We start from the raw sequence: 22,171 nt of genomic DNA, 5'->3' as shown, positions 1-22,171 counted from the left end.
GCGGAATGAAACCTGTTTGGCGGTACCCGCATGATGGAGGCATGACCGAACTCGCCCCCGCCGCCACCGGTAGCCGCCGGCCCTGGACCGAGGTCGCCGCGCCGGTGCGCGCCGCGGTGGAGCAGTTCCTGGGCGCGCCGGTGATCGAGGCGGTCAGCCAGTCCGGCGGGTTCTCCCCTGGCGTGGCGGCCCGGTTGCGGCTGGCGGACGGGCGGCGGGTGTTTGTCAAAGCGGTGGACTGGCACACGAACAAGCACTCCGCGCCGATGCACCGGGCCGAGTCGATCGTCTCGAAAGGACTGTCCACTGTGGCCCCGGTGCCGGAGCTGCTGGCCAGTTTCGACCAGGACGGCTGGGTGCTGTTGCTCTTCGCCGACGTCGAGGGCACGCAACCGGAGATCCCTTGGCGCGCCGAAGAACTGGACCGGGTGCTGGCGGCCCTGGCCGAGCTGGCCGAGGTGCTGACGCCCGCTCCGGTGCGGGTGCCGGACACCCAGGTCAAGTACGAGCGGATCTTCAGCGGCTGGCGCAGGCTCGCCGCCAATCCCGATGACCGCCTGGACCCGTGGGCGCTGCGCAACCTGGACCGGCTGGCCGCACTGGAATCCGGCTGGCCTGCGGCCGCGGCCGGGAACACCCTGCTGCACGGCGATCTGCGTGCGGACAACCTGCTGCTGACCGCCGACCGGGTGGTGCTGGTCGACTGGCCGCACGCCTGCCGCGGCGCGGCCTGGATCGACCTGCTCGGGCTGCTGCCGAGCGTGCGCATGCAGGGCGGCCCGGAGCCTGAACCGCTGTTCCGGGCGCATCCCGTTGCCGCACAGGCGGATCCGGACGCGGTGAACGCAGTGCTGGCCGGGCTCGCCGGGTATTTCACGCACGGTGCGCTGCAACCCGCTCCGCCCGGCCTGCCCACCCTGCGCGCGTTCCAGGGCGCGCAGGGGGTGACCGCGGTGGAGTGGTTGCGCGGCAGGCTCGGCTGGCCCTAGGGCGTCAGCAGGATCTTGATCGCGCCCTCCTGCTTCTTCTGGAACATCTCGTACCCGCGCGGCGCCTCGGCCAGCGGGATGCGGTGGGTGGCGAATCCGTCGGTGCCCAGGGGATCGTCGTCGCCGAGCAGTGGCAACAGGTCGTCCACCCAGCGGCGCACGTTGGCCTGGCCCATCCGGAGCTGGATCTGCTTGTCGAACAGGGTGAGCATGGGCAGTGGGTCGGCCATGCCGCCGTAGACCCCGGACACCGAGATCGTGCCGCCGCGCCGCACCAGTTCGATGGCCAGGTGCAGCGCGTGCAGCCGGTCCACGCCCGCGGTGCGCATCAGCTTGACGGCCAGCGCGTCCGGCAGCAGCGCGGTGAGCTGCTGGGCGATCCGGCCGACCGGGGAACCGTGCGCCTCCATGCCGACGGCGTCGATCACCGCGTCCGGGCCGCGGCCGTCGGTGCGGTCCCTGATCTGCTCGACCAGGTCGGCCGAGCGCACGTCGATGGCCTCGATCCCGTTGCGGCTGGCCCGTTCCAGCCGGTCCGGCACCAGGTCCAGACCGAAGATCCGTTCCACCCCAAGGTGTTTGGCGATCCGGGTGGCCATATCGCCGATCGGGCCGAGTCCGAGCACCGCGACGCTGCCGCCGGGCGGGATCGCGGCGTACTCCACCGCCTGCCACGCGGTGGGCAGCACGTCGGAGAGGTAGACGAACCGGTCATCCGGCGGACCGGCAGGCACCTTGATCGGCAAGGTGTTGCCGAAGGGCACTCGCAGGTACTCCGCCTGGCCGCCGGGGATCTGGCCGTACAGCTTGGTGTAGCCGAACAGCGCCGCGCCGGATCCCTGCTCGCGCACCTGGGTGGTCTCGCATTGGGACTGCAGGCCGACATCGCACATGAAGCAGGTGCCGCAGGAGACGTTGAACGGCACCACCACCCGGTCCCCTGGCGCGATCGCGGTGACCCCGGGACCGACCTCCTGCACGATGCCCATCGGCTCGTGCCCGAGCACGTCGCCGGGATCCAGGAACGGGCCCATCACCTCGTACAGGTGCAGGTCCGAGCCGCAGATCCCGGTCGAGGTGATGCGGACGATCACGTCGTCGGGTTCGGTGAGCACCGGGTCGGGCACGGTCTCCACTCGCACGTCCCGTTTCCCATGCCAGGTCACGGCTCTCATGCTCGCCTCCGGGAAAGTCGCGGTAACCGTTGGCCTTCCCGGTCACCGCGGCCTGAAACCCGCCGGTCAGGTGGTACCGCGGGTGGGCCAGAGCAGCGCGAGCAGGCCCAGCGCGGCCGCGGCCCAGGTGCTGGTCGCGATCAGCACCTGGTCGGTGAGCTGCGGATAGGCGTGCAGGTGCAGCGAGTGGTAGAGCGCGTGCGGCAGGTTGAAGGCCAGGATCGCCGCCCCGGCCCAGCGGCCGGCGGCCGGGGTGGCCATCAGCAGCGCGCCGATCGCGGTGATGGCCAGGGCCAGGTTGAGGCCGCCGACATCGCGTAGGAGGTGCTCGTTGAACGGGCCGTCGGCGGCCACCCAGCCAGTGCGTGGGCCGGGGAAGTCGGTGTAGAAGCCGGTGGGCCAGAGCAATGCCCACAGGCCGACCGCGGCGTTGGGCAGCGCGGACAGGACCAGGGCGAGGCGGGTCGGTAGTGGTTGCATGCCCAGTGGACGAGACAGCCCGGCCGGGTGTGACAGACTCGCGCGGCGATCAAGGAGGACAGCCATGCCGCACCTGGGTCTGCTGACCGTGCTGGTCCGCGACTACGACGAGGCGATCCGTTTCTACACCGAGGCGCTGGGCTTCACCCTGGCCGAGGACGTCGCGCTGCCCACCGGCGCGCGCTGGGTCGTGGTGCGGCCCGATGGCGCGAGCCCGACCGGGTTCCTGCTGGCCCTGGCCGCGGATCCGGTGGAACTCGGCCGGATCGGCGCGCAGACCGGGCAGCGGGTGTTCGCCTTCCTGCACACCGAGGACTTCGCCAGGGACCACGCCCGGATGGTCGCGGGCGGGGTGAAGTTCCTGGAGCAGCCGCGGGTCGAGGTCTACGGCACGGTGGCGGTGTTCGAGGACCTGTACGGCAACCGGTTCGACCTGATCCAGCCCGCTTAGGCGGCGGCGAGGGCCTGGGTCGGGGACAGCCGGGCGGCGCGGGCGGCGGGGTGGATTCCGGCGGCCATGCCGACGAGCACCGCGCCCAGCACACCGCCTGCCACCGACAGCGGCGGGATCACCGGCGGCCAGTCCTGGTAGGCCACGTAACCCAGGGTGCCCAGCACCCCGATCAGCGCGCCCGCCAGGCCGCCGAGGCCGGACAGCGCGACCGCCTCGGTGCGGAACTGGCCGCGGATCTGGCCCCGGGTGGCGCCCAGCGCGCGGCGCAGGCCGATCTCCCGGCGGCGTTCCAGCACCGAGATGAACATGGTGTTGGCCACGCCGATCCCGCCGACCAGCAACGCGATCCCGGCCAGGCCGAGGAAGAGTCCGGAGAAGTTGTTCTGGGTGGCCCGTTTCGCGGCCAGCGCGTCCGAGGGCTTGCCGACCCGGACCAGGCCGGGCAGTCGCGGGTACAGCGTGGCGGGCAGCACGGCGCGCACGTCCTCGATGGCGTCCTCGCGGGCGGTGACGTAGACGACGGTGGGGTGGCCGTCGAAGCCGAGGTGCTCCCTGGCGGCTTCCCTGCCGACGAAGACCGAGCGTTCCAGGTCCGGGTGCAGCGGCAGTTCGGCGAGCACACCGGTGACGCTGAACCAGGTCTGGCCGAGGTAGAGCTGGGGCGCTGGCACGCCGGGGTGGATCTCGGTGATGCCGAGCCGGGCGGCGGCCCGGTTGCCCAGCACCACGGTGGGGAACCGTTCGCCGACCTGGTCCAGGAATCGTCCGGAGTGGACAGATCCGTGCACTGTGGACAGTAGATCGGCGGTGGTGGCGAGCACGGTGATGCCCGCGCCGTCACTGGGATCGGCGTGGTCGGAGCGGCGGATCACGGCATGGGTGTTGGCGACCGCGGCGCTGCCGGTGACCGGGCCGATCCGGGCGGCCAGCGCGGCGGCGTTGTCCGGCAACAACACCGGCGGATCCTGGTTCGACGCGGGTTCGGCGCGCAACAGGTTGGTGCCCAGCGCGGAGAGTTCGTCCAGGAGGGCCTGGTGGCTGGAGGCTGGGACGCCGGTGACGATGACCGTGGTGGCGATGCCGATCGCGATGCCCAGCGCGGACAGCGCGGCCCGCAGGCGGCGGGTGCGGATGCCGAGCAGGCCAAGGCACAGGGTGTCGGTCAGGCTCAGGCGCACCGGCCTCGCGCCGCTCACACCGGGCTCCGGCGGTCGGCGATGATCCGGCCGTCGCGCAGTTCCACCTGACGCTGCAGTCCGGCGGCGATGTCCCGGTCGTGGGTGATGATCGCGATGGTGGTGCCCTCCTGGTTCAACGCGCGCAACAACTCCAGCACCGCCCGGCCGTTGGCGGTGTCCAGCGCGCCGGTGGGTTCGTCGGCCAGTACCAGGGCCGGTTGGTTGACCACGGCCCTGGCGATGGCCACCCGCTGGCGTTCCCCGCCGGAGAGCTGGTGCGGCTGGTGGTCCACCCGGTGCGCCAGCCCGACCCGCTCCAGCGCGGCCAGCGCCAGGGCTCGCCGACGCCGCCGCGGGACACCGGCGTAGAGCAGCCCGGTGGCCACGTTCTCCGCCGCGGACAGGCCGTCGATGAGGTGAAACTGTTGGAACACAAAGCCAAGTCGCTGCCCGCGCAACGCGGACAGCCGCCGGTCGGACAGGGCGGTGACGTCCTGGCCGTCGATCTCCACCCGGCCGTGCGTTGGCGTGTCCAGGGTGCCGATGATGGTGAGCAGGGTGGATTTCCCGGATCCGGACGGGCCGACAATGCCGAGCAGCTCACCGCGATTCACTGTCAGGGACACCTCGGCCAGGGCGACCACACCGCCGGGGTGGATCTTGCCGGCGGCGTGCACGGCCAGCACCGGGGTGCTCACGAGACCGTCACCACGGCCTGGCCCTCGGTGATGCCGGGGCCGCTGATCTCTACCAGTTCCTTGGCGAACAGCCCGGTCCGCACTGGTTTCAGCTCGCCGCCGGGCAACTGCACCGCGTACCCGCCCTCGCGCAGCGCGAGCAGCGCGCCGACCGGGACGGCCAGGACGTTCGGCCGCGCTTCGGCGACCACCCGCACCTGCACGCTGGCAGCGTCCAAATCGGACAGTGCGGCCGGATCCTTCGGCGTCACCGTCACGGTGAGCTTGGGCTGGGTGTGCTGGCCGCCGGACTCGCCGCCGCCCTGCACCACGGTGCCGACCTGGCTGATGACCGCGGGCACCTCCTTGGTGTCCGATCGCTGGATCACCACCTCGGCGCCCTGCTTCACCTTGTCCGCCTCGGTGGCGGCGATCTCCACGCTGACCGCCTTGGTGGTGCCGGTGACCCTCAACAGCGGTCCGGTCGCCGGATCGCCGAGTTGCGCGGTGACCGTGCCGACCCGGGACGGCCCCGGCAGCACCAGCAACTGTCCGATGTCGACGGTGCCGGTGGCTGGGAGTCCGGCTTTCTGTTGCCACTTCTTCAGCGTGGTGCTCAGCGCGGCGGTGAACACGGCGGGTGTGCCGGACTCGCCGGGACGGGTGCTGGTCTTGGGCTGGACGCCGATCGAATAGCCCAGGGCGCGCAGGTTGTCCGCGATCACGGTGACATCGTTGCCGCGCAACGGTTCTCCAGTGGCCGGGATCTCCAGTGTGCGGAACAGCGGGGTGGCGCCGTAGAAAACCGGCACCGGCTGGTCGTTGACCCAGAACAGCGGCTTGCCTCGCTCGGTGCGGTCACCGCCGTTCGGCAGCCGGGTGACCAGACCGGTGCCCGCGCCCTTGACCACCTGGTCCGCGCCGAAACCCAGGGTGCCGGGGAAGTTCTGGCTGGTGCTCAGTTCGGTGCGCTGCACCTGGACCGTGCGCACCGCCGGACCAGCGGGCTGCGCGGCGGGTGTCCCTTGTGGACTGAGCACGAACCAGGCGATCCCGCCCGCGGCCAGCAGCGTCACGGCCACCGCGGTCACCGGCAACCAGCGCCGGGTCTCACCTCTTGGCACTGAACGTCCCGATCTTGCAGTCCCGTTCGACCTGGTGCCGCTGCTCCTCGGTGAGCCTGCCCGGGGTGTCGGCGTAGTTCCAGCCGCTGCCGAAGGGCTCGATCGGCACCACCTTGAGTCCCTTGCCGTCCATGCACTTCAGGTAGGCGCGGTAGTTGTCGGTGTACTCCGGGTTCTGCTGGTCCAGCTCCGGCGGCTGCACCGGGATCTTCCCGGCACACGCGGTCTTCGCGGACTGCGAGGCCGGACTGGTGTCCCGCTGATCGGGCGAGTCCCCGCCCCTGCCCTCATACATCTTGTGCCCGTTCTGCTTCAGGCAGGCGAAGTAGGCCGCCCAGTACCGCTTCACCTCCTCCTCGGAACTGTCCAGTCGCAACTGCGGCCGCTCGGCGCCGCCGGTCGCGGTGGAGGTGCCCGATGCGGTGGTGGCGGCACTGCCGCTGGTGGTCAGGGCGGCCACCTGGGCCGGTGGCGGGTCCTCGGGGCCGCAGGCGGTCAGCAGGGCCAGCGCGGCCGAGGCGACCAGTGCGGCGCGGATCAGTCGGGTCATGGCGGACACCGTCGCCCACGATTGTCAGGAACCTGTCAGGAACCATTCGTCATCCGATGGCCTCACCCTGAAGTGGGACCCGCGCGGGCCGCCAGGGGCCGGGGACCGGCCTAGGATCGCCGGTATGTGCGCCCACATCGTGCTCGCCGAGGACGACGAGCACCAGGCCGAACTCATCCGCCGCTACCTGGAACGCGAGCGGCATTCGGTCGTGGTGGTCGGCGACGGCCGCAGCGCCCTGGACGAGGTCCGGCGGCGGGAACCCGACCTGCTGGTGCTGGACGTGATGCTGCCCCTGGTCGACGGCCTGGACGTGTGCCGGATCCTGCGCGCCGAATCCGCGCTGCCGGTGCTGATGCTCACCGCCCGCTCCACCGAGGACGACCTGCTGCTCGGCCTCGACCTCGGCGCCGACGACTACATGACCAAACCGTTCAGCCCGCGCGAACTCATGGCCAGGGTGCGCACCCTGTTGCGCCGCACCGGATCCGGCCGCCCCGAGGCCGACCCGGTGCTGCGGGTGGGCGCCATCGAGATCGACCCGCGACGCCACCAGGTGCGCTGCGCGGGCACGCCGGTGGAGTGCACGCCGGGGGAGTTCCGGCTGCTGGAAGCCCTTGCCGCGCAACCCGAACGCGTCTTCACCAGGGAACAGCTCCTGGAACGGCTGCACGGGTTCGACCGCTACATCACCAGCCGCACCATCGACGTGCACGTGATGAACCTGCGCCGCAAACTCGAACCCGACCCACGCCGCCCGGTCCGCCTGGTCACCGTCTACGGCGTGGGCTACAAGCTCTCCGACGACAGCGAGCGCCGCGGTGCGCCGTAGCCTGTTCGCGCGGCTGCTGGCCGCCTCCATCCTGATCGCGATGTGCGCGGTCGGCGCCACCGCGTGGCTGGCCGTGCGCACCACCACCGTGGCCATCCAACAGGAACAGGGCCGCGCGCTGGCCGACGACGCCCGCGTCTACGACCAGCTCGTCGGCTTCGCCGCCACCCACCCCGACTGGTCCCAGGCAGACGGTCTGCTCCGCGAACTCGCCACGAGCACCGGCCGCCGGATCGCGCTCACCACCCCGGACCAGAAGTCCATTATGGACACCGACCCTGGCAAAGAGCTGCCGGTCAAGGCATCCGCGACCATCGACCCGCTGAACCTGGACAGCTCGCTCGCCCCCGGCGCGCCAGGAGACCGGATCGACCCGCGCGCGGTCGGCCCGTTCCAGCTCACCCCGGCCGAACGGGACGCGTTGCGCCGCTCCGCCGAGGCCGCGCTGCCCTGTGTGCGAACCCGCACCGGCAGCCTGGCCCAGCTGGTCACCAAACCCAACGGGCGCACCCAGATCGAGACGGCGAACCCGCTCAGCGTCAACGGCTGCTCCCAGCTCGCGCTGGACCGGCCCCAGCCCACCGAACTGGCCGCGATCGGCAAGCTCAACGAGCTGTTCAACGACTGCCTGACCCGCCGCGGCCTGGCCAGGGCCACCCTCAAACTCGACCTCACCTGGGTCTTCGACCGGCCCGCGGTCAGCGCGCCCAACGGTGGCGAACTGGTGGACAACTGCTTCACCTCCGCCCGCAAGGAACAACTCGATCCGTTCGTGGCCGCCCCCGCCGTGCTCTACGTGACCGCCCCCGGCAACACCCCCTCGGCCTCGCTCGACCTGTCCCCGGCCAACCAGGCCCGGATCCTCTGGGTGGCCGCGCTGGTGCTGCTGTTCACCGTGGTGATCACCGTGCTGGCCGGACGGCGCCTGGTCCGCCCGCTGCGCGCGCTCACCGGCGCCGCGCAACGGATGAAGGACGGCGACGGCGCCGCCAGGGTTCAGGTCACCGGCCGGGACGAGATCGCCCGGCTGGCCGCGGCCTTCAACGAGATGGCCGAGAGCCGGGCCCGGGTGGAGGAACTACGCAAGGCCATGGTGGGCGATATCGCGCACGAGCTGCGCACCCCGCTGTCCAACATCCGCGGTTGGCTGGAGGCCGCCGAGGACGGCGTCACCCAGCCCGACCAGGCGCTGATCACCTTCCTGCTGGCCGAATCCCGGCAACTGCAACGCATCATCGACGACCTGCAGGACCTGGCCATGGCCGATGCCGGGAAACTGCGCGTGCACCCCGAACAGCTCAGGGTGGCCGACCTGGTGGACACCCTGGTCTCCGCGCACCGCGCCGCCGCCGACGCCGCCGGCGTGCACCTGGAGTCCACAGTGGACGGTGACCCGGACCTGTGGGCGGATCCGGTGCGGCTGCGCCAGGCCCTGGGCAACCTGGTGGCCAACGCGGTCCGGCACACCCCGGCAGGCGGCCGGGTCACCGTCACCGCGCGGGCCGAGCCCGAGGCGGTGCTCTTCGAGGTCGCCGACACCGGCGGCGGGATCAGCCCCGAGCACCTGCCGCAGGTCTTCGACCGCTTCTGGCGCGCGGAGAAATCCCGCAGCCGTCAGTCCGGTGGCAGCGGCCTCGGCCTGGCCATCGTCCGCCAGCTCGCCCAAGCCCACGGCGGCACCGTCACCGCCACCAGCGAACCCGGCGCCGGCTCCACCTTCACCCTCCGGCTGCCCCGCTAGAACGGGCTCCTCACCGCGGCACAACAACTCCCTGACATTTCCCGCTTACGCTCCCCGAGCATGCGATCACCCCTCAGACGGCTGCTGCCGGTGCTGCTCAGCGCCGCCGTCGTGCTCACCGGCGTCGCACCCGCCACCGCCCAGCCCGGCGCCACCGCGGCCGCGAGCGTGCCCGCCGTGTCCTATGCGGACGTGCTGCCGCACCTCCAGGCGTTCCAGCGGATCGCCGAGGGCAACGGCGGCAACCGCGCGCACGGCACCCGCGGGTTCAAGGAATCCCTGGACTACGTCAAGGCCCGCCTGGACCTCGCCGGATTCCGCACCACCGTGCAGAAGTTCCGGCACGACGGCAAGGACGGCTTCAACCTGATCGCCGACTGGCCCGGCGGCGACGAGTCCCGCACCGTGTTCCTGGGCGCGCACCTGGACAGCGTGCCCGAGGGCCCCGGCCTCAACGACAACGGCTCCGGCTCGGCCGCGCTGCTCACCACCGCGCTCACCGTGGCCAGGAACAAACTGCCCACCGACCGGCACCTGCGCTTCGCCTGGTGGGGCGCGGAGGAGAGCGGGCTGGTCGGGTCGCGGCACTATGTCGGCGGGCTGACCCCGGTGCAGCGGGAGAAGATCGAGGTCTACCTCAACTTCGACATGGTCGCCACGCCCAAGCCGCAGTTCTTCATCGTGATCGACACCGGCACCCCCGCCACCCCGCTGTTCCAGAAATACTTCAAGGACCGCGGCAAAGAGACGTTCGAGGTCGGCGCGGGCGGCGGCTCGGACCACACCGCCTTCCACGAGAAGGGCGTGCCCACCGGCGGCTTCATGACCCCGCTCGACGACTGCTACCACAAGGCCTGCGACACCCTGGCCAACCTCGACCCCGAGGTCCAGACCATGAGCACCAACGCGATGATCACCGCGGTCTGGGGCCTGGCCCAGGACCCGGCCGGGGTCGGCGACCCGTACTACCCCAAGGACGGCAACTCCGGCTACCAGGTCGAGCACTACGACGTGAACATCGACTACAACCCGGCCAAGCCGGACGAACTCACCGGCGACACCACCGTCACCGCCATCGCCCAGCGCGACCTGGACCTGTTCCACCTCGACCTCAACGGATTCACCGTCGACTCGACCACAGTGGACGGTGCCCAGGCCGCCAACCGGCGCGAGGCCGAGCACGAACTGGTGATCACCCCGAAACAGCGGATCCGCAAGGGCGGCAAGTTCAAGGTCCGCGTCCGCTACTCCGGCAAACACGGCACCGAAGGCTGGAAACCGATCCAGGGCGGCGGCTTCAGCGCCAGCGGCGAACCGCACTCGGCCGCCAGCTGGTACCCCGCCAACGACCACCCCTCGGACAAGGCCACCTTCTCCCTGACCGCCACCGTCCCCGACGGCTGGACCGCGGTCGGCAACGGCAAACCCGGCCAGACCAGCAAGGCCGGCGGCCGCAGCACCTTCCGCTGGCACGAAGACCAGCCCATGGCCACCTACCTGTCCACGGTCGCGGTGGACAAGTTCACCCTGCGCACCAGCACCCTCAAGGACGGCAAGCCCGCGATCTACGCCTGGGGCAGCGGCACCACCCCGGAACCGGAGTCCGAGGCCCTCATGCAGCCGATGCTGGACTACTTCAGCTCACTGTTCGGCCCCTACCCGTTCAGCAGCACCGGCGGCATCATCGTCAACGCCAGCGGCCTCGGCGCCCTGGAAACCCAGAGCCGCCCCACCTACTCCGGCGGCATGTGGGACGCCTCCATGGCCCACGAGCTGACCCACCAGTGGTTCGGCAACGCCGTCTCGGTCGCCGACTGGCGCAACGCCTGCCTCAACGAGTGCGTCGCCCAGTACGCCAACCAGCTCTGGGAGGAACGCAACGGCGCCGACCTGGACAAGGGCTTCTACCGCGGCATGATCGAGGAGAACCGGACCAAGCCCGAGTTCTGGAACGTCCCGCTGTATGACCCGGGCCCCGGCAAGGAACTGGACCCCGCGCTGTACAGCAAAGGCTCGGTGATGATGCACGCCCTGCGCCGCACCGTCGGTGACCAGGCATTCTTCGGCCTGCTCAAGCGCTGGATCCGCGAACACAACGGCGGCAACGCCACCTGGTTGCAGTTCGAGGCCCTGGCCCAGCAGGTCAGCGGCAAGGACCTGCGCGGCTTCTTCGACGCCTGGGCGCGGGGCAAGGTCATCCCGGCGGAGAAGTACCTGTACCCGAACGGCAAGTAGTCCCAGCCCGCTGAACGGCCGTGGCACGATCCGCGGCCGTTCAGTCCTGCCCGCGATGATCGCCCTGACTCAGGAAATCCATCAGCTCGGCCACGAACCGGTCCCGGGACCCGCCCTCCAGCACAGTCGTCACCGAAGCCGACCACTCGCCCTGCGTCGACTTGCGCCACGGCCGCACCGTCCAGGTCAGCCGCATATATCCGCGGCCGTCATATAACGCGCACACGGATATATCGCGATCCGTGCTGTGCCAGGCCAGCTCGCCGGTCCAGGGGGTTCGCCGTCACCTCGGCATCGGCGAAGGTGATCGACACGCGTGGATCCTGGGCGCAACGCAGGATGAGGTCCTCGGACACCGCCGTACCGTAGCCACCAGCTCGTCGCCGGGCCTGTCGATTCGCCGCCGGGCCGTTCGTCGTGGGGGAGTACCGGGTTCGCGAGAAGGGACAACGACCATGCAGTACCTGTTGCTGATCTGCCAGGACGAGAGCCGCGCCGAGGAGAACACCGAAGGCTGTGGCACCTGGGGCCAGGACCTGGCCGAACGTGGCATCACCAAGGGTGGCGGCATCCTCCAGCCCAGCACCGACGCCACCACGCTGCGCCTGGGCGCCCAGGGCGAGGTGCTGCTCTCCGACGGGCCCTTCGCCGAGACCAAGGAGCAGATCGCCGGCTTCGTGCTGATCGAGTGCGCCGACCTGGACGAGGCGGTCGAGATCGCCAAGGACCATCCCGGCGCGATCGCGGGCGGCTCGGTGGAGATCCGGCCGCTGTGGACCGGCGGCATGCACCAGGGCTGAGCTGGAGATTCCCGCACCTGGAGATCCTCCGTCGGCAGACCGGCCGCCGCCGGGAACATAGGGTGGCCGGGTGAGGACACTGCGCGAGCCCGCCACCCGCACCGGGTTGCTGACCACGGTCCTCGCGTTCACCGCGCTGGTCACCCTGCTCACCCACACCATGCTCATCCCGGTCCTGCCCGGCCTGCCCGAACGGCTCGGCACCTCCCCGGCCACCACCAGTTGGCTGGTCACCGTCACCGTGGTGGTCGGGGCGGTGGCCAACCCGCTGCTCGGCAGGCTGGCCGATCTCTTTGGCCGCAAACGGGTTCTGCTGCTCGCCGTGCTCGCCTTCCTGCTCGGCTCCCTGCTCTGCGCGCTCACCACCGACCTCACTCTGCTGATCATCGGCCGGGCGATCCAGGGACTGTCCACAGTGGCCATTCCGCTGGGCATCAGCCTGATCGCCGCGCTGGTCCCGCCGGAGCGCCGGGCAGGCGGGATCGCGCTGGTCAGCGCCATGCTCGGGATCGGCGGCGCGGTCGCCCTGCCACTGGCCGGCCTGGTCGCCGACGTCTGGGGCTTCCACGGACTCTTCTGGGTCTGCTTCCTGGCCGGTCTGCCCGCGCTGGCCGCGGTCTGGTGGCTGGTGCCCGAGGTCCCCACCAACGGCGAACGCGCCCCGGTCGACCTGGTCGGCGCCACCCTGCTGGTGCTCGCGCTCACCGCACTGCTGCTGCCGCTGAGCCGCGGCGCCGAATGGGGCTGGGACTCCCCGCTGACCCTGGGCCTGCTCGCCGCCGCCGCACTCGGCCTGGCCCTCTTCGGCGTGGTCGAGCTACGCCGCCGGGCGCCCATCGTCGACCTCCGGCTGGCCGCCAGGGCGTCCGTGCTGCTGACCAACCTGTCCGCGTTCCTCACCGGGTTCGCGCTGTTCGTCAACTTCCTCGGCACCGTCACCGTGTTACAGACCCGGTACGAACTCTCCGTGGTCATCTCCGGCCTGTGCATGCTGCCCGGCGGCCTGCTGATGGCCGCCCTGTCCCCGGTCGCCGCCCGGCTCATCACCCGCCGCGGCGGCAGGTTCACCCTGCTCATCGGCACCGCCGGGGTCGTGCTCGGCTTCGCCCTGCGGCTGGCCATGGACAGCTCGCTCTGGCACGTGGTGCTGGCCACCACGGTCATCTCCGGCGGCGCCGGCCTGGCCTATTCGGCGATGCCCGCGCTCATCCTGGACGCCACCCCGCCGGAACAGGCCGCCGCCGCCAACGGGCTCAACTCGCTCGCCCGGACGCTGGGCAGCTCCGTCGCCAGCGCCGTCTTCGGCGCCCTCGCCGCCACAGGTGGCCTACCTCTCTTCTTCGTCTTGGGCACGATCACCGCGGTCCTGGCTACCCTGGTCATGTTCGGCGGCTCCCGCGCACGATCGCCGGGCCCAGGCCGTCCCTGACGGCATCGCCGGTAAGGCCACGTACAACCCGGTACGAGGCCTCACCTGCGACACCGCCAGAAACGACCTGGACTCCGGCGCTCACGCACGTGAGCCGCCGAACATGACCTGGTCGTCGCCGTGCCGGTCAGGCCAAGGCCCGACAATTCCTGATGTCCGCACAGGGCCGCACAGGACTGTCGGAGCACCCGGCTAGGCTCAAGTACGGTGTCATGCTGGCGAATCACCTCGTGCCACGATCCGGGAGAACGACCCTGTGACTGCTGAGACCCTTTACGGGGCCGACGACCTGACCCATCTGGAGGGTCTGGAAGCCGTGCGCAAACGGCCCGGCATGTACATCGGGTCCACCGACAGCCGGGGTATCAACCACCTCTTCACCGAGGTCGTGGACAACTCCACCGACGAGGGCATCGCCGGGCACGCGACCAAGATCGTGGTGACCCTGCACGCCGACGGCAGCGTCCAGGTCGACGACGACGGCCGCGGCATCCCCACCGGGGTACACGCCAAATCCGGCCTCTCCGGCGTCGAACTGGTGCTCACCCGGCTGCACGCGGGCGGCAAGTTCGGCGGCTCCGGCTACAAGACCTCCGGCGGCCTGCACGGCGTCGGCGCCTCCGCGGTCAACGCGCTCTCGCACCGCTTCGACGTCACCGTCAAGCGCGAGGGCAAGGTGCACCAGATGTCCTTCGCGCACGGCGTGCCCGGCGAGTTCGACGGACCCGGCCCCAAGGCCAAGTTCACCCGCGTCTCCGGGCTCAACGTCACCGGCAAGATGAAGCGCAACGAGTCCACCGGCACCTCCATCCGGTACTGGCACGACGCCCGCTACTTCGAGAACGGCGCCGCGCTGGACCGCGAGGCCGTCCGCGGCAAACTGCGCAACACCGCCTTCCTCGTCCCCGGCGTCACCTACGTGCTGCGCGATGTCACCGAGGGCGGCATCACCGAGGAGACCTTCCACTTCCCCAACGGCCTGTCCGACATGGTGGAGTTCCTCACGCCTTCGGGTGACAAGCCGGTCTCGGCGATCATCCACGCCAACGGCGAGGGCACCTACACCGAGAACGCCGCCGACGAGAACGGCGTCATGCGGTCCAAAGTGGAACGCACCGCCCAGGTCGAGGTGTCGCTGCGCTGGGGCACCGGCTACGAGCGCACCGTGGAGTGCTTCACCAACACCATCCGCAACGTGCACGGCGGCACGCACCGCCGCGGCTTCGACCGGGCGGCGCTGAAAGCCTTGCAGGAGGCCATCTCCAAGAGCCGCGGCCTGCTCAAGCCCAAGGAAGACCTGCCCCAGCTCGACGATGTCCTCGAAGGCATGACCGCGGTCATCCACGTGCGCATCCCCGAGCCGCAGTTCACCTCCCAGACCAAGGACGAGCTGTCCACCGCGGGGATCACCAAGGTCATCCAGAACGTGGTGGAACGGCACATCAAGGCCTGGACCGAGGACAAGCGCAGCAAGGTCGAGGCCAAGACCGTGCTGCAGAAGGTGGTCGACGCCGCCCGCGTCCGGCTCACCCAGAAACAGCAGAAGGACGCCGCCCGCCGCAAGACCGCCCTCGAAGGCGCGGCCATGCCGCCCAAGCTGGTCGACTGCCGCACCACCGGCGTGGCCCGCAGCGAACTGTTCCTGGTCGAGGGCGACAGCGCGCTTGGCTCGGCCCGGATGGCCAGGGTCTCGGAGTACCAGGCGCTGCTGCCGTTGCGCGGCAAGATCCTCAACGTGCAGAAGGCCAGCCTGGCCGACACCCTGCGCAACGCCGAGATCTCCAGCATCGTCCAGGTACTGGGCGCGGGCAGCGGCCGCACCTTCGACCTGACCACCATGCGCTACGGCCGGGTGATCCTGATGGCCGACGCCGACGTGGACGGCTCGCACATCCGCACCCTGCTGATCACCCTGTTCGCCAAGTACATGCGCCCGGTGATCGAGGACGGCAGGCTCTACGCCGCCATGCCGCCCCTGCACAAGATCACCACCAAGGGCCGCAACAGCGAGACCATCTTCACCTTCACCCAGCGCGAGATGGAGAACACCGTCACCAAGCTGGAGAAGGCCGGCAAGCAGATCGTCACCCCGGTGCCCCGGTTCAAGGGCCTCGGCGAGATGGACGCCGAGGAACTCTGGGACACCACCATGAACCCGGCCACCCGCTCGGTCCGCCGCATCACCCTGGACGACGCCGAAGCCGCCGAAGCCGCGCTGGAGCTGCTGATGGGGGAGAAGGTCGAGCCCCGGCGCAACTGGCTGGTCGACTCGGCGGCCAGGGTCGACCGGGCCGCGATCGACGCCTGAGGCGCACGTTTTCCTAGAGGAGCCAGAGAGCTATGGCACGCCGCAAGGGCACCAGCACCACCAAGGTCGACCCGGCCGCTTTCGACCGGGCGGGCGCCCAGGTCTTCGACAACTCCCTCAAGACCGAGATCGAGGACTCCTACCTCGAATACGCCTACTCGGTCATCCACGCCCGCGCCCTGCCGGACGCCAGGGACGGGTTGAAGCCGGTGCACCGGCGGATCCTGTTCTCGATGAACGAACAGGGATACCGGCCCACGCACGCCTACGTGAAGTCCTCGCGGGTCGTAGGGGACGTCATGGGCAAGTACCATCCGCACGGGGATGTTGCCATCTACGACGCGATGGTGCGCCTGGCACAGGATTTTTCCATGAACTCCCCGCTTGTTGACGGGCATGGAAACTTTGGTTCCCCGGACGACGGACCGGCCGCGAGCCGGTACTGCGTCACCGGGGACACCAGGATCAGGCTGGCCGACGGATCCAGCGCCCGCATCGCCGAGCTGGTGAACCTCCCGGCAGACAGCGAGGCCGACGCCGACTTTGAGGTGCTCGACAAGGACGGCAAGGCCGTCCAGGTGAACAAGGTCTTCAACTCCGGTGTGCACCCCACGTTGCGGATGACCACCAAGTCCGGGTACTCGATCCGGGGCAGCGAGAACCACCTGGTGCTCTGCCTTGAGGCACCGATGGGGGTGCCGCTGTTCCAGTGGCGACGTCTGGACGAACTCCAGCCCGGCGCGATCGTGTGTGTGGCGCGCAACGCCTGGCAGCAGGTCGTGCCGACCGCGCGCGAGTACATGCTGGGCCTGCTCGGCGGAGCCTGGGCCTCGGAAGGCTGGGCGTCGGCCGACCGCGCCGGGTTCAACAACACCGACCAGCACTTCTTCGACGAGGTGCTGCACGCCTACGACCAGATTGTGGGCGGTGGGCGGTATGTCAGCGAGCGCACCACCCGGCGGGACCGCAAGCTCATCCGTGAGCTGGACATTCAGGACTACGCCGGTGGCATGGCGGCGTTCCGGGCGAGCCCGCTCGCCGAGTTCATCGGACATAAGGCTCGGGACAAGTTCGTCCCGGAGTTCGTCTGGCGTGGTGGCTGGGGCGTCAAGCGAGCCTTCCTGATGGCTGTGTTCGAGGGCGACGGCGGCTGCCGGACCGCGCTGGACGGGTTCACCGTCCAGTACTCGACCTACAGCCCACGGCTGGCCGGTGAGCTGCAGGAACTGCTCGCCGAGTTCGGCGTGACCGCCTGCCATCGCCAGTACACGCGGCCGAGTGGATCCGTTGAACACCGCCTGGTCGTCTCCGGCATGCGCAACGTCAGGGCCTTCGCTGAGCGGGTCGGTTTCCTCAAGACCAAGCAGGCCAGGCTGGCTGAGTTGGTCCGGCGCTCCCCGCTGCGCCCACACCGGCTCAGCCAGGACAAGGTGCCCTTCGTGGCTGACTACGTCCGCTCCGCCCTGGACTTCGACCGTCGAGGCAGCGGCCGGACGTGGCTGACCCAGCACAACTTCGACCGCGTCGAACGGTGGGAGACCGAGCGGCTGCGGATCATCGACCGCATCAAGGACACCGAGGTCCTGCGCACCATTTTGCCGATCATGGACTCCGGCTACCGGTTCGAGGCGGTAACCGAGGTCGAGCACTGCGCACCCGCCGAGGTGTACTCGGTGCGAGTGGACTCCGCGGACCACTCGTTCCTGGCCGGTGGTTTCGTCAACCACAACACCGAGGCCCGGATGTCCCCCGAGGCCATGCAGCTCGTCGGCGAACTCGGTGAGGACACCGTCGACTTCCGCCCCAACTACGACGGTTCCCTCCTGGAACCCACCGTCCTCCCAGCGGCCTTCCCGAACCTGCTGGTCAACGGCACCTCCGGGATCGCCGTCGGCATGGCCACCAACATGATCCCGCACAACCTCGGCGAGGTCGTGGCCGCCGCGCGCTGGCTGATCAACCACCCGGACGCCACCCTGGACCGGCTGATGGAGTTCGTGCCCGGCCCCGACCTGCCCACCGGCGGCCTGCTGCTCGGCCTGGACGAGGTCCGCAAGGCCTACGAGACCGGCCGCGGCGTGGTCCGGATGCGGGCCAAGGTCGAGACCGGGCCCCTCGAAGGCAGTCGCGGGCGGCAGGCCATCACGGTCACCGAACTGCCCTACGGCGTCGGGCCGGAGAAGATCATCGAGAAGATCACCGACGAGGTGAACAAGTCCAAGCGGCTCACCGGCATCGCCGACGTCAAGGACCTCACCGACCGGGAGAACGGCACCCGCCTGGTGGTCGAGTGCAAGGTGGGCGTCAACCCGCAGGCGCTGCTCGCCGACCTCTACCGGCTCACCCCGCTCGAACAGTCCTTCGGCATCAACAACCTGGTCCTGGTCGACGGCCAGCCGCAGACCCTCGGCCTCAAGCAGCTCCTCGAAGTCTTCCTGGCGCACCGGTACCAGGTGGTCACCCGGCGCACCTCGCACCGCCGCCGCAAACGGCAGGAACGGCTGCACCTGGTCCAGGGCCTGCTCAAGGCGCTGCTGGACATCGACAAGGTCATCAAGCTGATCCGCAACAGCGACAACGCCCAGGCCGCCAAGGACGGTCTGATGAAGCAGTTCAAGCTGTCGGAGATCCAGGCCGCCTACATCCTGGACACGCCGCTGCGCCGCCTCACCAAGTTCGACAAGATCGAGCTGGAGGCCGAGCAGGAGAAGCTGGAAGCCGAGATCGCCGAACTGTCCAAGATCCTCGACGACGAGTCGGTGCTGAAGAAGGTCGTCTCCACCGAACTCGCCAAGGTCTCCAAGGACCTCGGCTTCGAGCGCCGCACCGCGCTCATCGACGGCGACCTCAAGGAGGTCCTGGCCGCCTCCAAGCCCGCCGGGCCCCTGGAAGTCGCCGACGACCCGTGCCAGGTGATCCTCTCCGCCACCGGCCTGGTCGCCCGCACCGCCGCGGAATCCGAGGAATCCTCCGAGGCGCGGCGGCGCAACGGGCGCACCAAGCACGACGCGGTCGCCTCGGTGGTGCACTCCACCGCCCGCGGCCAGGTGCTGCTGATCACCACCCTCGGCCGCGCGTTCAAGACCGACGTGCTGCCGCTGCCGGTGCTGCCCGAACAGTCCGGCACCGTCTCCCTCTCCGGCGGCATGGCCGCCAGCGAACTCGTGCCCCTGGAGAAGGGGGAGAAGGTCATCGGCATCGCCCCGCTCGGCGAACAGGCCGGCGACTCGCCGGGACTGGCCATCGGCACCAGGCAGGGCGTGGTCAAGGTGTGCTCGCCGGAATGGCCGGTCCGCTCCGATGAGTTCGAGGTGATCTCGCTCAAGGACGGCGACGAGATCGCCGGACTCACCTGGCTCGTGGACGGCAGCGAGACGGTTGCCTTCGTCACCAGCGACTCCTCCCTGCTGCGCTACCCGGCGAACCTGGTCCGGCCGCAGGGCCTCAAGGGCGGCGGCATGGCCGGGATCAACCTGGGCAAGGACGCCAAGGTGGTCTTCTTCGGGGCCATCCGCACCGACGACGACGAGCACGGCGAGCCGATGGTGGTCACCTCCACCGGGCTGAGCGTCAAGGTCACCCCGTTCGCCGAGTACCCGCCCAAGGGCCGGGCCACCGGCGGCGTCCGCTCGCAACGCTTCCTCAAGGGCGAGACCCATCTGCACATGGCCTGGATCGGACCGCGTCCGGCAGGCGCGAACGGCAGCGGGTCGCCGGTGGAGCTGCCGGAGGTGGACCCCCGGCGGGACGGCTCCGGCCACGCCCACCCCGGTCCGGACGTGGTGGGACACCTGATCGAACGCGACTGAGGCCCGCGATGCTTCCCCCGGCCGAGGTCCAGGGCGACACCCGGACCGGCCGTGACTGGCTGATCGTCACCCTCGCCGGGCTGCTGCTCGGCGGGGTGACGTTCCTGTTCCAGGCCACCGGCCTGACCTGGCTGGCCAACTCCACCGCCACCTGGGCGGCCACCGCCTACCTGGTCGGCACGCTCACGAGGTGGAGCCTGTGGCGCTCCCCGCTCTACGGCGTGGCCACGCTCTGGATCGGCCTGACCGTCTGGTACGTCGGCGCGGAGATCCTGCCGGGGCACTTCGGCTGGGCCACCCTCGGCGAGGCCGGGATCTGGCTGGGCGCGGCGGTGATGGCCGGTTCGGTGTTCGGTTACGCCGGGGCCTGCCGCCGCTACTGCGTGCGCCCCTGGTCTTTCCTGGGCATCGGGGTGATCGGCGGGGTGCTGTTGTGGGAGGGCCTGTACCGGCTGTTCGTGCTCGCCCCCGACCAGCCCGGCAACACCCAGGAGATCGCAGGCGGCACCATGCTCGGCTGCGGGGTGCTGGCCGCGTTACTGCTGCCGCGCACCCTGCAAGACCGGTGGTACGCGCTGGGGGTCACCGCCGCGGTCACCGCACTCGGCGCCCCCGCCGCGCCGCTGTTTCAGCTGATCCTGGAAAGCAACGCCTGAGCCTCGGCCGAGGTCAGCTCCACCCCGAACTCCGGCAGCAGCTCGATGGCCTCGGCCGGGGTGACCGGCCGGGTCCCGGTCGGCCCGTCGGCGCGTTCGGTGATCAGCTCGCCGCCGACCAGGCGGTGACTCACGCCCGGTTCCAGGCGCATCACCACCAGCTGCTGGGCGAACGGGGAGCGCGGGTGGGTGGAGACGAAGTGGTGCGCGACCGCGTAGTCCACCGGGTGCTGCACCTGCTCGTCGAAACCGTGCAGGGACCGCCAGTTCCCGTCCTCCAGCTTCTGCAGCACCCAGTCCGGGTCGTCCCACACCAGCCGGTGCGGCCACCCGGCCTGCTCGGTGACCAGGCCGTCGACCAGGGGCATCGGGGTGAACATGCCCGCGCCGAAACCGATGTCCACCAGGAAGTCCCGGCCCTCGGCGGTGATCACCAGGGTCATGTGCGTGCGGAAGCTGGGCTTGTCCGGGTCGATCCGGGACAGCCGCCGCCGGACCTGATAGCCGAGCTGGGTGGCCACCGCGGCGAAGAGCAGGCCGTGCTCGTAGCAGTAGCCGCCGCGTTTGCGGGTGATCAGCTTGTCCGCGATCAGCTTCAGGTCCACGCCAGGGTGCTGGTGGAGCAGCACGTCGATGTTCTCGAACGGGATCGCGGTGCTGTGCGCGGCATGGAGGGTGCGCAGGGCCTCGACGGTCGGCGCCTGCACCGGCGGGTGGGCGATCCGGTCCAGGTAGGCGCGCACGTCGACGGCGTCAACGGTCCACTCGTCGTTGGTGGTCTGCTGGGTCGGCGTTGTCATGCCCGCAGTCTCTTACCTCCAGTGCGCTGGAGGTCAAGGCTCAGCTCGCGGTGATCACGACCATCTCCACGCCGCTGTCGGCCGGGGTCCGCCAGCTGTGCCGCACGCCTGCCGGGAGGTAGAGCTGGTCGCCGGTGGCCAGGTACTCCATCCGGTCGTCCACGGCCACATCCAGCGCGCCGTAGACCACGAAGATCAGCAGCGGCACTTCGGTGGGCCGCGACGGCGGCGGGCAGTCCGACCCTGGCGGCAGGGTGGTGCGCACCGCGTTGAGCCTGGTCGCGTTGGGCAGGGTCGCGTTCGGCACGGTCGCGTTGAGCGTGGTCATGGTGCCCCCTCGCAGTAGTTCTACAACGTAATAGTACGGAGCCTAACTATCTCGCGGCAAACTAGAGTGCCCCTATGGGTATCGACGGGCTGGCCGACGCGGACGGGATCCTCGCGGCCTGGCGGCAGGAGCGGCCGGACCTGGAGGTGTCCTCGCTGGGGCCGTTCATCCGGATGTTGCAGGTCACCCAGCTGGTGTCGGCCGCGGTGGAGCGGGTCTTCCTGGAACACGGGCTGCGCCGCGGCGAGTTCGACGTGCTCACCTCGCTGCGCCGTTCTGGGGCGCCGTTCACGCTGACCCCCTCCGAACTGGCCGGGCTGCTGATGCTCTCCCGCGCTGGCATGACCAACCGCCTGGACCGCCTGGAAGCCGCCGGATATGTGGAGCGGCGCCTGGATCCGGCGGACCGGCGCAGCTTCCTGATCGCGCTCACCCCGCGTGGCCGCGAAGTCATCGACGAGGCGTTCACCGCGCACATCGCCAATCTGCACCGGCTCACCGCGAGCGTCTCCGCCGAGCAGCGCGGGCAGCTGGACGTGATGATGCGCGCCCTGCTCGCCGACCTGCGCGCGACCGGTGGCTGTCAGTCCTCCGGTCTACCGTGAG

Annotated in this window: 21 protein-coding genes; 11 read left to right on the top strand and 10 right to left on the bottom strand. The window is 70.2% G+C overall.

Going from position 1 to position 22,171, the window contains the following annotated elements:
* The first annotated feature begins 41 nt into the window (after positions 1–41).
* Positions 42–989 carry a phosphotransferase gene (locus tag ACTOWY_RS02275; RefSeq protein WP_441307918.1) on the top strand — a complete coding sequence of 316 codons (948 nt, stop codon included), beginning with the start codon at positions 42–44 and terminating at the stop codon, positions 987–989.
* Here ACTOWY_RS02275 and ACTOWY_RS02270 read toward each other — a convergent pair.
* Entirely contained in the window at positions 986–2,164 is a 1,179-nt protein-coding gene (locus tag ACTOWY_RS02270) for a zinc-dependent alcohol dehydrogenase (protein WP_441307917.1), read from the bottom strand. The two genes, ACTOWY_RS02275 and ACTOWY_RS02270, sit on opposite strands and share 4 nt — an antisense overlap.
* 66 nt (positions 2,165–2,230) lie before the next feature.
* The gene (locus ACTOWY_RS02265) at positions 2,231–2,710 is read right to left on the bottom strand and encodes a hypothetical protein (protein ID WP_441307916.1); all 480 of its coding nucleotides are present in this window, start codon (positions 2,708–2,710) and stop codon (positions 2,231–2,233) included.
* Here ACTOWY_RS02265 and ACTOWY_RS02260 point away from each other — a divergent pair.
* Complete coding sequence (locus ACTOWY_RS02260) at positions 2,709–3,095, top strand: VOC family protein (RefSeq protein WP_441307915.1); 387 nt, start codon at positions 2,709–2,711, stop codon at positions 3,093–3,095. The genes ACTOWY_RS02265 and ACTOWY_RS02260 overlap by 2 nt on opposite strands.
* Here ACTOWY_RS02260 and ACTOWY_RS02255 read toward each other — a convergent pair.
* The 4 genes from ACTOWY_RS02255 to ACTOWY_RS02240 are packed head-to-tail and all read right to left on the bottom strand — an operon-like array spanning position 3,092 to position 6,627.
* Entirely contained in the window at positions 3,092–4,294 is a 1,203-nt protein-coding gene (locus ACTOWY_RS02255) for an ABC transporter permease (RefSeq protein WP_441307914.1), read from the bottom strand. The two genes, ACTOWY_RS02260 and ACTOWY_RS02255, sit on opposite strands and share 4 nt — an antisense overlap.
* On the bottom strand, positions 4,291–4,974 hold the full coding sequence (locus ACTOWY_RS02250) for an ABC transporter ATP-binding protein (RefSeq protein WP_441307913.1): 684 nt from the start codon (positions 4,972–4,974) through the stop codon (positions 4,291–4,293). The genes ACTOWY_RS02255 and ACTOWY_RS02250 overlap by 4 nt, the downstream gene beginning before the upstream one ends.
* On the bottom strand, positions 4,971–6,077 hold the full coding sequence (locus tag ACTOWY_RS02245) for a peptidoglycan-binding protein (protein WP_441307912.1): 1,107 nt from the start codon (positions 6,075–6,077) through the stop codon (positions 4,971–4,973). Before ACTOWY_RS02245 ends, ACTOWY_RS02250 begins: the two co-directional genes overlap by 4 nt.
* A complete protein-coding gene (locus ACTOWY_RS02240; protein WP_441307911.1) occupies positions 6,064–6,627 on the bottom strand; it encodes a hypothetical protein in 564 nt (187 codons plus the stop codon). Before ACTOWY_RS02240 ends, ACTOWY_RS02245 begins: the two co-directional genes overlap by 14 nt.
* A gap of 124 nt (positions 6,628–6,751) precedes the next feature.
* On the opposite strand from ACTOWY_RS02240, the gene ACTOWY_RS02235 reads away from it, so the two are divergent.
* The 3 genes from ACTOWY_RS02235 to ACTOWY_RS02225 are packed head-to-tail and all read left to right on the top strand — an operon-like array spanning position 6,752 to position 11,435.
* On the top strand, positions 6,752–7,459 hold the full coding sequence (locus tag ACTOWY_RS02235; protein WP_441307910.1) for a response regulator transcription factor: 708 nt from the start codon (positions 6,752–6,754) through the stop codon (positions 7,457–7,459).
* Positions 7,449–9,200: a sensor histidine kinase gene (locus ACTOWY_RS02230; RefSeq protein WP_441307909.1), complete on the top strand. Its 1,752-nt coding sequence runs from the start codon at positions 7,449–7,451 to the stop codon at positions 9,198–9,200. Before ACTOWY_RS02235 ends, ACTOWY_RS02230 begins: the two co-directional genes overlap by 11 nt.
* Positions 9,201–9,260: 60 nt before the next feature.
* Complete coding sequence (locus ACTOWY_RS02225) at positions 9,261–11,435, top strand: M28 family peptidase (protein ID WP_441307908.1); 2,175 nt, start codon at positions 9,261–9,263, stop codon at positions 11,433–11,435.
* A gap of 40 nt (positions 11,436–11,475) precedes the next feature.
* On the opposite strand, the gene ACTOWY_RS02220 is transcribed toward ACTOWY_RS02225, so the two are convergent.
* The gene (locus ACTOWY_RS02220) at positions 11,476–11,661 is read right to left on the bottom strand and encodes a DUF6228 family protein (RefSeq protein ID WP_441307907.1); all 186 of its coding nucleotides are present in this window, start codon (positions 11,659–11,661) and stop codon (positions 11,476–11,478) included.
* On the bottom strand, positions 11,645–11,791 hold the full coding sequence (locus tag ACTOWY_RS02215) for a hypothetical protein (RefSeq protein WP_441307967.1): 147 nt from the start codon (positions 11,789–11,791) through the stop codon (positions 11,645–11,647). Before ACTOWY_RS02215 ends, ACTOWY_RS02220 begins: the two co-directional genes overlap by 17 nt.
* A 99-nt stretch (positions 11,792–11,890) precedes the next feature.
* On the opposite strand from ACTOWY_RS02215, the gene ACTOWY_RS02210 reads away from it, so the two are divergent.
* From ACTOWY_RS02210 to ACTOWY_RS02190, 5 genes are all read left to right on the top strand, one after another.
* Positions 11,891–12,235 (top strand): YciI family protein, encoded by a 345-nt coding sequence (locus ACTOWY_RS02210; protein WP_441307906.1) that lies wholly within the window; start codon positions 11,891–11,893, stop codon positions 12,233–12,235.
* 70 nt (positions 12,236–12,305) lie between these two features.
* On the top strand, positions 12,306–13,664 hold the full coding sequence (locus ACTOWY_RS02205) for an MFS transporter (protein WP_441307905.1): 1,359 nt from the start codon (positions 12,306–12,308) through the stop codon (positions 13,662–13,664).
* A 256-nt stretch (positions 13,665–13,920) separates the two neighbouring features.
* Entirely contained in the window at positions 13,921–15,972 is a 2,052-nt protein-coding gene (locus ACTOWY_RS02200) for a DNA gyrase/topoisomerase IV subunit B (protein WP_441307904.1), read from the top strand.
* 32 nt (positions 15,973–16,004) lie between these two features.
* Positions 16,005–19,781, top strand: a complete 3,777-nt coding sequence (locus ACTOWY_RS02195) for a DNA gyrase subunit A (protein ID WP_441307903.1) — start codon at positions 16,005–16,007, stop codon at positions 19,779–19,781.
* Positions 19,782–19,789: 8 nt separating this feature from the next.
* Complete coding sequence (locus ACTOWY_RS02190; protein WP_441307902.1) at positions 19,790–20,437, top strand: DUF6518 family protein; 648 nt, start codon at positions 19,790–19,792, stop codon at positions 20,435–20,437.
* On the opposite strand, the gene ACTOWY_RS02185 is transcribed toward ACTOWY_RS02190, so the two are convergent.
* Complete coding sequence (locus ACTOWY_RS02185; protein ID WP_441307901.1) at positions 20,410–21,237, bottom strand: arylamine N-acetyltransferase family protein; 828 nt, start codon at positions 21,235–21,237, stop codon at positions 20,410–20,412. The two genes, ACTOWY_RS02190 and ACTOWY_RS02185, sit on opposite strands and share 28 nt — an antisense overlap.
* 40 nt (positions 21,238–21,277) lie before the next feature.
* Positions 21,278–21,565: a cupin domain-containing protein gene (locus tag ACTOWY_RS02180; protein WP_441307900.1), complete on the bottom strand. Its 288-nt coding sequence runs from the start codon at positions 21,563–21,565 to the stop codon at positions 21,278–21,280.
* Positions 21,566–21,639: 74 nt separating this feature from the next.
* On the opposite strand from ACTOWY_RS02180, the gene ACTOWY_RS02175 reads away from it, so the two are divergent.
* The gene (locus ACTOWY_RS02175) at positions 21,640–22,170 is read left to right on the top strand and encodes a MarR family winged helix-turn-helix transcriptional regulator (RefSeq protein ID WP_441307899.1); all 531 of its coding nucleotides are present in this window, start codon (positions 21,640–21,642) and stop codon (positions 22,168–22,170) included.
* Position 22,171 lies beyond the last annotated feature (1 nt).

Origin of the sequence: Crossiella sp. CA198, assembly GCF_052078295.1 — a bacterium.
GTDB lineage: Bacteria > Actinomycetota > Actinomycetes > Mycobacteriales > Pseudonocardiaceae > Crossiella.
Note: the sequence above shows the minus strand (reverse complement) of the source record. Positions and strands in the feature narration are given on the sequence as shown.